This is a genomic window from Candidatus Krumholzibacteriia bacterium (assembly GCA_029865265.1).
Lineage (GTDB): Bacteria > Krumholzibacteriota > Krumholzibacteriia > WVZY01 > JAKEHA01 > JAKEHA01.
Map to the genome: position 1 here is coordinate 1 of JAOUHG010000040.1, position 11,695 is coordinate 11,695.

Consider the following 11,695-nt stretch of genomic DNA (forward strand, 5'->3'; position numbering starts at 1 on the left):
ACCGCCATCAGCCAGGGACTTCTCACCCGTGTCGTCATCCCGGGTGTGGGCGAGCGCCGCACGGCCGTGATGGGCCTCGTGTGCGCGTTCTGTGCCTACGTGGTCTTCGCGTTCGCGTCGCGGGGGTGGATGATGTTCGCAGGTATGAGCGCGTGGCTGATGGCGGGGCTGGTGTATCCGTCCATGCAGGCCATCATGTCGCAGCAGGTGCCGGCCAACGCGCAGGGCGAGCTGCAGGGCGCGGTGGCCAGCCTGTACAGCCTGGCCGCGGTGATCGGTCCGCCACTGATGACGCAACTCTTCGGCCGCTTCTCCGCTGACGGTGCGCCCATCCACTTTCCAGGTGCGGCGTTCCTGTGCGCTGCTTCCCTGATGGCGGTGAGCGGCGTACTGCTGGTGCGCGCCATCCGGCGCGGAGCCGCCCGCGAACGGGTCCGCACGCCGGCGGCCACAACCGTGGAACCCGCGGTTCCCATGGAGACGAAACCCGTTTGAAGATGACATGGCAGGAAGTCGGTGACGCAGATCCCGTTAACCGTTCGAACAGGAGGGTCGCATGATATCCGCAGTGTCTCTCTGGCTTCCGATTCTGGTTTCCGCGGTGATCGTGTTCGTTGCGAGTTCGGTCATCCATATGCTGCTGCCGTTCCATCGTGGCGACATGCGGGGGCTTCCCAACGAAGCGGAGGCCCTGGAGTCGTTTCGCAAGGCGGGAATCCCGGCCGGCGACTACGTGTTTCCGTACGCCGGTTCAATGGAGGCGATGAAGGACCCGGACTACGTGGCGCGCTATGCCAAGGGCCCCGTCGGTTTCCTGACGCTGCTTCCGGGTGGTCCCATCACCATGACCGGCAGCCTTGTGATGTGGTTTGTCTACTCCGTCGTGGTCAGTCTCTTTGCGGGGTACGTGGCGGGTGCGGCACTGACGCCAGACACCCATTACCTGCAGGTGTTTCGTGTTGTCGGCGCCACCGCCTTCATGGGCTACTCGATGGCGCTGCTGCAGAATTCCATCTGGTACAAGCGCAACTGGGGCGCCACGTTCCGGTCGGTCATCGACGGATTCGTGTACGCGCTGCTCACCGCCGGCACCTTCGGCTGGCTGTGGCCGCGCTGATCGCCTGACCCGGTGGCCCCCGAGTGCCCCGGAGGGGCGCTCGGGGGCGTCGCCAGGCAATTTCGCAGCAAGTAGTTTGAAATCTATGCAAATCTAAGCGCTTGTATCGCACAACCTGCTGTAAAATAAGTTAGTTAGACCTCTTTGTGCTTCCATTCACATTGAATTCAGACTAAACTATCCTATGAATGTGAGGCGGACTTCGGGGCGCCTGCCAGGTCCCCCGCCGCCGCCAGACACCATGAATAACTTCTCTCGCACGCTGCAATCTCATCACTGCGCCCGCGCGCTTGCCATCGCGACAGCAGCCGTATTTGCTCTTGGCGGCCCGGTGCGCGCGCAGGATCCGGCGATCGATCTCGACCACGGCTGCATCGGCTGGGAGCCGGGTTCGCAGTTCGCCCATCCCCAGGGAATCTTCTTCGACACAGTTCGCGGCGAGTGTTACGTGGCGGACACCGGCAACCACCAGGTGGTTGTCTGCGACGAGAACGGAATTCCGCGTTACCGCTTCACGCACTACGTCCCGGCCAACGGCGCAATGGTCCCCGGTGAGCCCAAGTGCATCGCGGTGGATCAGGAGGGCACGATCTACCTGGTAGACGATGCGTCGGAAGACCTCGCGGTGCTGGATCCGACCGGCCGTCTGATCGAGACGATCGTGCCACCGATGGACGACTGCGGCATGGCGGAGAGCTTTGAATATGTGGCACTGGGGCCGGACGGCGTGTACGCCAGCCTGTCGTGCCCGAAGCGGCGCGTGGTGGTTATCGGCGCCGACCTTGAAATTTCCCGCGTGATTCAACTGGCCTGGAAGGATCCTTCCGAGCGGGCGTGTATCACCGGGATTGCGATTGACAGCCAGGGTGGAATTTATGTGACGGACGCCTGTGCGTCCGAAATGGTGCAGATGTACGACGCGAACGGCGGTTTGTTCCGTGCGTTCGGATCTCATGAAACTGGTCTGGAGAACTTCTCTTTCGCTTCCGGCATCGCACTGGCGGGTGATGGCAACATGTGGATCGTGGATACGCTCCGGCATGTTGTGTCGCTCTTCACGCCGGAAGGAACGCGACTCGCAACCCTTGGCGGCAAGGGACTGGAGCCGGGAGCCATGCAGTACCCGACTTCCGTTGCCACCGATGGTGCGGACCGCGTTTTCATTACCGAGAGAGCCGGCAACCGGTATCAGTGCTTCCGCGTGGAAGGCGAAGTGCCTGGTGGCGAACTCCGGAATCAGGATCAACTTGGAATGTTGTTAGAAGAAGTCGGAAACGACTAGGAGGTGATTCGCGTGCGCAGAATCAGTGCGTTGATCGGAATCGTCGCGCTCGTGATCTGTGTGCCTGTGCTGGTAGCGGCTGGTGACTTCCACAGCGGGGCTAGCCTCGTGTGTTCGGATTGTCACGTGATGCACTACAGCCAGTCACACGGGTACGGCAGCGACGGCTCCGGTTTCTTTACGCCCCTCGGCGGTGGAGGTCCTTTTCATTACCTGCTCCGCAACGAGGTCAACGAGCTGTGCCTGACGTGCCATGACGGGTCGAGTTTTGCTCCGGATGTCTACGGGGCGAACGCGAATTCCTATGTGCGCCAGGCTGGCGGGTTGAACAAGGTGGGCGATGCCAACGAGGAGAGCGGTCACACGCTCAATGCCACCGCCACGGCTCCGGGGAGCAATCCCGTGTGGAGCAACGCGGACGGCTTGAACTGTGCGAACTGCCACTTCGTGCACGGTGGGTCATCGTGGCGTAACCTGGCGGGCAACCCGGGTAACTATTCCACCCTGGGCCGCTCGCATTCGTTGGTCACGTATGCCACCGGGACGCAGGACCTGACGAAGGACATCTTCCAGACGGCGGCGGCCCCGATGAACGTGCACTACAGCTACAACAACGTGCAGTTCAACGAGCCGGCCACGGCTGCCTATTTTGAAGGGGCCTATGCCTACTGGTGCAAGGGCTGCCATACCGATTTCCACGGCGCCAAGGGCGACGCGGCAACGGTTGGCGGCGCCACGGGCGAAGAGTGGCTGCGTCACCCCAACGCCGATGCCAACATCGGCGCGCTGGGCGGCGGACACTCGGACCTGGCCACCTTCACCGGCAGGGCCAACAAGGTCCAGGTCATGAGCGCGAGTGGCGTCATCCCGTCGGCGGACAACACGCCGTCGTGCATGTCGTGCCACAAGGCGCATGGCAACCAGAACGGTTTCGGCCTGATCTTCATGGCCGGCACCGGTACGGTGACCGAGCAGGGCGACGACGGCACGTCCGTCCGTGCGACCTGCAAGCAGTGCCACCGCCAGGGCGGTTGATCCGGCTCTGGTGTTAGAGTAGTCTTTATTGGTTCCTCTACGTGGGGGTGGGAAGCGCCGGGAATACCAGCCTTCACCACCCCCACCTTGCGAAGGGTGGGCCGCAAATGGCGCAAGACAGGGGCATCGGACGGCGGGCGGTTGTGTTCGGCCTGGCCGGGCTGGCGATGGGAATCGGGGCCTGGGTGTCCGTTGCCCAGATCAGCCAGGACGAGCTTTCCCCGCACCTCAATCCCGATCACGGTGTGCTGCGTATCAGCGAGACCTGGGCGCCCCGCGGAAGTTGCAGCCAGTGTCACGTCATGCACGTGACGGAGATGGACGAGTCTCCAACCGCGGGGGCGCTGTTCGCGGAGAATGCCAACGCGCTGTGTTATGCGGATGGTGCTGGCCCGTGTCATGTCTCCACGCCTTCCAACTACCCTGCCACGGAAACGTCGCGCATTCCCGCGGGATTCCCGCAGGCGGGCTACTTCGAGTACAACTCCGGCGGCTCCAAGATATGGGGCGTGAAGTACCGCAGCCGCTGGCCGGGGAGCATCGTATTCGACAACCCGGGCATGACGGGCTTCAGCTTCTTCTCTCCGCACCGCAACGATCCGGACATGCCGCGTCTGGACGCAACCGGTCTGGGCAGCTGCCTGAACTGCCACGACCCGCACGGCTCCGAGAACCCGTTCGACATGCTGGTGGCGCCGTACGGCGGTATCGGCGGATACGATGAGGCGGGATACCCGTCCCGCTACCAGCTCTGCTTCGACTGCCATTCCAACTTCGGCCCCGGGGGCATGGAGCCCACGGGCCGGTACATCGCCGACTATTACGACTCCACCATAAACGGAGACCACGCGGGGCATCAGATCAGGATGAATCCCCGCGTTGCCCTCTCCTGGCCGCCGCATGTCCGCATCGGGGACAAACTCCCGTGCTACGACTGCCATAACGCGCACGGCTCGCGCGGCTACAACAACCTGGGCCCGAATGCTTACGTCATCAGCGACGAGCGTGACGGCTGGTACGGTTTGACGAATACAAAGACGGATCCCACACAAAGCCGGCGCTTCTGCCTGGGCTGCCACATACCCTCGGATGGGATGCCTGGCTCACTCATTGTGGAAGGCATCGTCATGAACACGATTCCCCTGGAGAACGGTCACGCGTCCACCGACACGCAGGGCTGTTTCGAATGCCACGGGGCCGACTATTCGTCTCCGACGTCAAACAACGTTCACAATCCTGAAACGTGACCACGCGTCGCGTCCTCCTGCTCATGCTTGTCACTGCAGTCGGTGGCGCGGCCCTGTGCCGCGATGCGCGCGCCGGGGCCGATATCGGCGGGCGCTTCTGGCTCGCCTACCAGCAGTACAAGGATCCCATGGAGGAGCGCGAGTACTTCGTGCAGCACTACGAAGCCGTGCTGCGCGACAGGCTGTTCAGTTACAACGATTTGCGCCTGACATTCTACTTCGACAATTCGGACAACCTGGACAATGACCTGACGTATCGCCGCTACCGCGGACACCTTGATTTGACACACCGGTACTACACGTTTGGAATTCGATATGCCCCCCGGCAAACGGTGTCGGCCCTGGAACTCCAGCCCTCGCTGGAGGCGTACCGCAACCAGTGGTCGCTGGACATCCATGTGCCCGATACCCCCCGCCTGCGTTTCACCTACGATTCGCGTTCGCAGTACCTGAACGATGCGCGGACCGTGGACATTGATGACGTGAGGGCAAATATCAACTACCGGTACCGCCTGCTGGACCTGCGTGCCCACCGCTGGCACACGGAGAGCCGTAGCACCAACAGTCTCACAACGGACGTGACGGGGGCCGGAGCGAACGCGGTCAAGATGTTCGGCCCGTGGGTGTCGGCGTCGGCCGGCTGGGACTTCTCCCTGAGCGAGACCGACCGGGCAATTGGCCCCAAGACGACCACCACCAACAACACGTTCACCGGATCGCTCTCGTGGCGCTACCGGCGCCTCATGAACGCCCTCGCAGCCGGTTCGACACGATACCTGAACACCGAGCAGGTCACCGAGACGAAGAACCGGTACGACAATCTGAACCTGATTCTTTCATTTTTGCCAAGCCGTCATTTGCGCCCGGAAGTCAGCCAGACGTACATCATGACGGAGACCAACGGGAACCGCATCACCACCAACTACGCGTCGCTGCAGCTTCTGGCGGACGGGGAGGTGTGGCGCCGCACGTGGGGGCGCGCGCAGGTGACCCGGCGCGTGGACATCGACACTCAGGGTGGCGTGCTCCCCAACCATATCTACCAGGTCTCGGTCCGGTCCAATCTCTACCGCGGCATCGATTTTCGCGTGGAACTGAACAGCAACGAGTCTCTCTACGACCTGCCGGAACGCTTTCAGAACTCCTCGGTGCTGGAGATGTACCTCCTGCCCTGGCGGAGCGTGCTGATCACGCCGTACGTGCGATACCTGAACCGCAACGATGGAATCACCTTCCGTGGCAATGATCAGGCGATCTCGGGGCTCACGGCCACCTGGAGTCCCCGTTATCCGCGCATGAGCCTGGGTTTCGATGCCAACCGGTCGGAGCAGACCACCGGGCAGCGGCGCGTGGACACGGCGGGATCCGTGAACCTGTCCCTGTACCTGCGGGAGCGCTCGACGTTCAATGTCTCCTACGGGATTCGCGAAACCGACCGTTTTGGCGGCGGACCGGGTTCGCTGTCCGGCCTGAGCCGCGCGAACACGCTCAATGTGCAGGGCCAGGTGTGGCTGACGAGGCGCGGATCCCTCTCGATCGTATATACTGACGTCGACCGTGATCCGGACAACAACTCCGGCCAGTTTTCGGCTACCTACAGGCAGGACTTCTGATGAATGGACGTATGGGAAGAATGGACCGGGCACGCACGCGACTGCTGGCGACATGGCTGGTTGCGACCATCCCCGTGGCGCTCTCGTGCGGCGGACCGAAGATGGAAGTATTCACCAATCCCGCGGCGGATCTCTCGTTCTACGAGAAGGTGGCGGTGGTGCCCCTCCGGAGCCTGACATCAGACCGGCTCGCGGGTGAGAAGTTCACCACCGAATTCAACACCGCCCTGCTGGCGGCAGAACTCTTCGATGTGATGGACTACGGTGTATTCGTTTCCCACATCGTCAAGATCCTGGGTACCCGGTCGCCCGTGGAGACGGGGCTGAGCGCGGACGATATCAAGCGCATCGCGGCCAGTGCGGGGGTGCAGGGCGTGTTCATGGGGTCGGTGACCGATTACCAGATGGCGTCCACGCCGAACGGCCAGTTTCCGGTGGTCACGGTCGAGATGCGTCTTCTGGATGCGGAGACCTCCAACGTGGTCTGGAGCGCCAGCATCACGGAACGTGGCGGTCCCAAGACGCCGATCATCGGTGTGGGCGAGATCCACACCCTGGGTGAGCTGTCGCAGAAGATGGCGAAGGAACTGGTGGACCAGTTGAAATGACGAAGGGTTGGCGGGATAGCGTGCCCGGCCGGGGGACACTTGCCATGTCGCTCGCCCTGTTGATCGGTTGCGCCAGCAACCCCTCGACCTTCCGCGCGTCGAGCGACGGCGTTGAGCCTGGCGATACCGTCGCCGTGCTTCCGCTGGTGAATCTCAGTCAGCAGCCCAATGCACAGGATGTCGTGCAGGGAGAGGTCGTCGTCCAGATGCTCGCCCTCCGGCTCTACAACATTGTTGATCCCGGCGCGGTGCAGGATCTCGTCATACGCCAGCGGTTGCGCCTGGCCGATCGGCTGCCGCTGGAGACCCTGCGGCAAGTGGGCACCGAGCTGGGTTGCAAGTACGTGATGGTGGGAACGGTGAACGCGTTTGGAATGGTATCCGAGGCCACCATGGCCTACCCATCCGTTGCTGTGACGATGCGAATGGTGCGTTGTGAGGACGGCCGCATCGTCTGGGCGGGCAGCCATGCGCGGCGCGGAGACGATACCGAGAGTGTCTTCGGCCTGGGACGGGTGACGACACTGGAGCAACTTACCGAGGAGACGGTTGCTGATCTCCTCGAATCCCTGGGGAAGAAGAAGTGAAAGGATAGTGAGCCGCACAATGAGTTCATACAGAGCATCATCCAGATTCGGACTTCTGATTGCGTTGGCGGTCGCAACGTTGTCGTCCCTTGCGGCCGCGCCTCCCGGAACGGAGAATCCCAAGGGCAGGCCCGCGCCCGGTTACGTGACGGTGGCAATAACCCACCGCGTCTTCCTTGACTTCCACGACACCCTGACCGTCACCATGAACGAACGACACGTGGTGGGAGATACCGAATACACGTTCGAGATGGTGGAGTTCTATCCGGATTTTGCCATCGATACCAACAAGGCCGTCACGTCGGTGAGCGACGAGCCCGCCAACCCCGCCTTCAAGGTTGCGGTGTTCGAGGGCAAGGAGAAAGCCGACGATACCTGGGCGTTCTACGGCATCGACATTCCGCACTACGGACGGAAGTCGTACCTGGCCTTCAAGGTGCTGGCGTTCGAATATCGCGGAGAACACATAGGGAAGGCGGGAGACACTCCTGCAGCAACCAGCGAGGAGAAGCAGCAGTGAAATGCAGCCGTGTTGGGTGGCTCGCGGTGGGGCTGTTGGTGGTGCTGTACGCGTCCTTTGCGGCGCCGGCACATGCGCAACGCCGTGAATGCGTCGACTGCCACAAGGATTTCAAGGATGTCCTGAAGCGTTCGCACGTGCACAAGCCCGCCAAGGAGTCGTGCGAAACGTGTCACAAGCGTCACGGCTTCACGCAGAAGCTGGTGCTGACCAGGGGCATGCCCGATCTGTGCACGGAGTGCCACGCGGACGTGAAGGCGGAAATCGATTCCGGCTCTCACGTGCACGGCGCTCTCACCGCGGGCGGCTGCACGTCGTGCCACGATCCCCACGCCTCAGATGGCAAGAATCTCCTGCGCACCGAGACGAACCAGGGAGAGTTGTGCGCCGGATGTCACGCGGACATGACCGCGGTGCTGGCCGAGAAGGACCTGCACGAGCCCTTCAAGAAGGGCGAGTGTTCGACGTGTCACGCCCCGCACTCGGCGAGTCAGGCCGGCCTGCTGGTGGCAACCGAGGCGGATCTGTGCGCCACCTGCCACAAGGACATCGGCTCGAAGCACAAGAAGATTACCGGCATGGAGGACTACGCGTGCAGCTCCTGCCACGATCCGCACCGTTCCAGCAAGAAGACCAGGTTTGCGGCCACCGCGCACGAGCCGTTTGCGAGCGGCGATTGCGAGGCGTGTCATACCATTGAGGATGGACAGGTCACCCTGGGGGACGATTTTCCCCCGAGGGACCTGTGCGAGACATGCCACGACGATGTGGCGGCCCGGGTGTCCGGCGCCACGAGCCACTTCGGCACCGACGGGATGGCCGAGAACGGCGCCACCGCGTGCCTCCAGTGCCACAACCCGCACGTGACCGAACATCCCGCCATGCTCGTGGCGGATCAGAACACGCTGTGCCGCAAGTGCCATGATGCACTGCCCGCGGTGGGCAAGTTCGAGGGTTTCATGCACGCGCCCTTTGCGAAGGCGGAGTGCACCGGGTGTCACGACCCGCACGGCAACAGCGCGCCGCACAAGCTGGTGAGGTCTTCCAACGAGCTGTGTGCGGGATGCCACAGCGCCATCACCGCCGAGACGCCGAAGGGCATGACGGCGCACCCCGCAATGGAGTCGCTGGCGTGCATCGAATGCCACTCCGGACACGCGGGCAGCGACGAATCGCTCCTGACCCGCGCGGTCGGCGAGGTGTGCTCCGATTGTCACGACAAGGAAGCCCACCGGCAGGGCCATCTGCCGTACCAGACGGGAGAGTGCGGTGTCTGTCACAAGAACCACTCGCACGAGAAGGGGTTGCTCGCGGGACCGGTGAACGAAACCTGCGGACGGTGCCACGCGGAGCAGATCCGCGCCATGAATGCCTCGAGCCAGCATCCTCCCGTGGTGGAGGACGGCTGCCTCCTCTGCCACCAGCCGCACGGCAGCGAGAACGAGGGACTGCTGGCGGAAGGCGAGAAGAGCCTGTGCGGTGGCTGTCACGACGTGGGCGAGCTGGTGGTGCGGGCGGAGTCGTCCGGCGGGAAGGCGACCGTCAAGGGTGACGCGGCGCTGCACCCGCCGGTGAGGGACGGGGACTGTTCCGGCTGTCACGAGCCCCACGGCTCGACCGACAGGCCCCTCCTGGCGCGCACGGGTTCCGGGTTGTGCTTTGGATGCCATACGCAGGAGAAGCTGGATTTCGAGGCCGGCAAGGTGCACACGCCGGTTGCGGAAGGAAAGTGCGACCTCTGTCACACACCGCACGGGAGCGAACACGGTGATCTCGCGAAGGTGGCGCAGCCCGGGGTATGTGTCGAGTGCCACAACTTTGCCGAGCCGCAGCTCGTCACGGCCCACAAGAACATCGACGTGTCCGGGGCGCGCTGCACCTCCTGCCACGCGCCGCATTCGTCACCCAACGAGTCATTGCTGAACGTGGTGGTCCACGAGCCCTTCAAGGACGGAGACTGCGAGACATGCCACGAGGTCACCGCGGCGGCCACGGGTCCGGCCACGCTGGGGGCGGTCCCGGAGACACTGTGCTTTGATTGCCACGACGCCCAGCAGTCGGGCAAGGGGCACCAGCACGTGGAGGGTGTGGCGTGCGTGGCGTGCCACCAGCCGCATTCGTCGCCCTTCGCGCAACTCCTGAACCGGCCGGACAAGCTGTGCACCGGGTGTCACGACGACGTCATGCAGGTGAGCAATGACGGTGATGTGCCCGTGTTCGTCCACAAGCCCATCGAGCAGGGTTGCCAGGAGTGCCACAAGGCCCACGACCCGGTGGCCGAGCCGTTCCTGGAAGTGGCGCAGAAGGATCTGTGCACCGGCTGCCATGAGTCGGTCAGGAACCGCAAGGCCGACAAGACGCAGCACGCCCCCTTCAGCAAGGGTGAGTGTGCCGAATGCCACGCCACCCACGTGGCTACCGAGCGGAACATGCTGAAGACCGCGAAGGCCGCGCTCTGCCAGTCGTGTCACGACCTCGAGGCGGCGGACATGGCGGCCAGGCACGGGAACATCCCGCTGACCGGGAGGGCATGCGTGAGCTGCCACGACCCGCACAGCACCAAGGCGGCCAAGAGCGGCCTGATCCACGCCACCAAGCACCCGCCCTACGAGGACAAGGACTGCTCGGTGTGCCACGACGAGAAGGGAGCCGCCGTGGCGACTTTCGCGACGTGCGTGGAGTGTCACGACGGGCAGAACGGCTACGTGAACGTCCACAACGCCGATCGCGGTGGTGCGGAGGCGACGAGCGTGGGCATCTGTCTGGACTGCCACTCGCCGCACGCGGGCAACGGCAAGCTGCTGGTTCGCCCGTCCACAATGGAGACGTGCATACAGTGCCACGAGCGCGACCAGTTCACGCGCCAGTACAGCCATGCGGCTCTCGAGGACGGGTGCGAGACGTGTCACAACCCGCACGACAACGACATGACGAAACTGCGCGGGGCCGACGCCAATGAGCTGTGCGCGGGATGTCACGACACGGAGAACATCCACTCACACCCGGTGACGGGCGGGAAGGACCCGCGCACGGGCGAATCGCTCAAGTGCATCAGTTGCCACGAGGTTCACTCCGCGAACCACGAGAAACTGCTCAAGTTCGACCAGAAGCGCGACCTGTGCATCCAGTGCCACGCCACGGGGATGCACTAGGCCACAAGCCGCCTGGGTGAAACGAAAACGGGGCGCACGAATGTGCGCCCCGTTTGGATTCACGATGCCGCCGGGGGAACTACTTCTCGAGCGGGGGCCAGACCTGTTCGCCCGTTGCCGCGTCGATGATGCGCACGCACTGCACGGGGCAGTTCTTCGCCACCCACAGCACGTTCTCAGGCCACTTGGTGTTCTCGTTCACCACCACGGGCTTGTCGTCCTCGTCGTACTCGAACACGTCGGGCGCCTTGTCCCAGCACAGCTTGTCGGAAACGCAGGCGTCCTTGTCGATCAGGATGTGGTACTTGGGCTCGGGCTTGGTCATGACATTCCTCCTGCGAACTAGGGGTTCCGTTGCGAGTTCGGTTCTGCGTGAGAGATTGCACAGCCGGCACACGAGTGCGCGCCGCAGGATCCGCACGAAAGCACGTCGGCGCCGCCCGGGTCGCTGCGCCGCTTGAGGCCCTGCACGGCCAGCCACGACAGCATGAGGCCGACAATTCCCGCGACGGCGATGAGCAGTTGATTCAGCAT

Annotated in this window: 12 protein-coding genes; 10 read left to right on the forward strand and 2 right to left on the reverse strand. The window is 63.4% G+C overall.

Annotated features, from left to right (window positions below):
• The 10 genes from OEX18_13645 to OEX18_13690 all read left to right on the forward strand — a co-directional run.
• The coding region (locus tag OEX18_13645; protein ID MDH4338310.1) for an MFS transporter at positions 1-495 on the forward strand (495 nt) is incomplete at its 5' end.
• A 61-nt stretch (positions 496-556) separates the two neighbouring features.
• Positions 557-1,117 (forward strand): hypothetical protein, encoded by a 561-nt coding sequence (locus OEX18_13650; protein ID MDH4338311.1) that lies wholly within the window; start codon positions 557-559, stop codon positions 1,115-1,117.
• Positions 1,118-1,358: 241 nt separating this feature from the next.
• A complete protein-coding gene (locus tag OEX18_13655) occupies positions 1,359-2,399 on the forward strand; it encodes an NHL repeat-containing protein (protein MDH4338312.1) in 1,041 nt (346 codons plus the stop codon).
• 12 nt (positions 2,400-2,411) lie between these two features.
• A complete protein-coding gene (locus tag OEX18_13660; GenBank protein MDH4338313.1) occupies positions 2,412-3,434 on the forward strand; it encodes a hypothetical protein in 1,023 nt (340 codons plus the stop codon).
• 107 nt (positions 3,435-3,541) lie between these two features.
• The gene (locus tag OEX18_13665; GenBank protein MDH4338314.1) at positions 3,542-4,681 is read left to right on the forward strand and encodes a cytochrome c3 family protein; all 1,140 of its coding nucleotides are present in this window, start codon (positions 3,542-3,544) and stop codon (positions 4,679-4,681) included.
• Positions 4,678-6,294 (forward strand): hypothetical protein, encoded by a 1,617-nt coding sequence (locus OEX18_13670; protein ID MDH4338315.1) that lies wholly within the window; start codon positions 4,678-4,680, stop codon positions 6,292-6,294. The genes OEX18_13665 and OEX18_13670 overlap by 4 nt, the downstream gene beginning before the upstream one ends.
• A 20-nt stretch (positions 6,295-6,314) precedes the next feature.
• Positions 6,315-6,902 carry a hypothetical protein gene (locus OEX18_13675; GenBank protein MDH4338316.1) on the forward strand — a complete coding sequence of 196 codons (588 nt, stop codon included), beginning with the start codon at positions 6,315-6,317 and terminating at the stop codon, positions 6,900-6,902.
• Between the two features lie 44 nt (positions 6,903-6,946).
• The gene (locus OEX18_13680; GenBank protein ID MDH4338317.1) at positions 6,947-7,489 is read left to right on the forward strand and encodes a hypothetical protein; all 543 of its coding nucleotides are present in this window, start codon (positions 6,947-6,949) and stop codon (positions 7,487-7,489) included.
• A gap of 151 nt (positions 7,490-7,640) precedes the next feature.
• A complete protein-coding gene (locus tag OEX18_13685) occupies positions 7,641-8,009 on the forward strand; it encodes a hypothetical protein (protein MDH4338318.1) in 369 nt (122 codons plus the stop codon).
• Entirely contained in the window at positions 8,006-11,161 is a 3,156-nt protein-coding gene (locus OEX18_13690) for a hypothetical protein (protein MDH4338319.1), read from the forward strand. The genes OEX18_13685 and OEX18_13690 overlap by 4 nt, the downstream gene beginning before the upstream one ends.
• Positions 11,162-11,240: 79 nt before the next feature.
• On the opposite strand, the gene OEX18_13695 is transcribed toward OEX18_13690, so the two are convergent.
• The gene (locus OEX18_13695) at positions 11,241-11,486 is read right to left on the reverse strand and encodes a ferredoxin (GenBank protein MDH4338320.1); all 246 of its coding nucleotides are present in this window, start codon (positions 11,484-11,486) and stop codon (positions 11,241-11,243) included.
• A 17-nt stretch (positions 11,487-11,503) separates the two neighbouring features.
• Entirely contained in the window at positions 11,504-11,695 is a 192-nt protein-coding gene (locus tag OEX18_13700) for a hypothetical protein (GenBank protein ID MDH4338321.1), read from the reverse strand.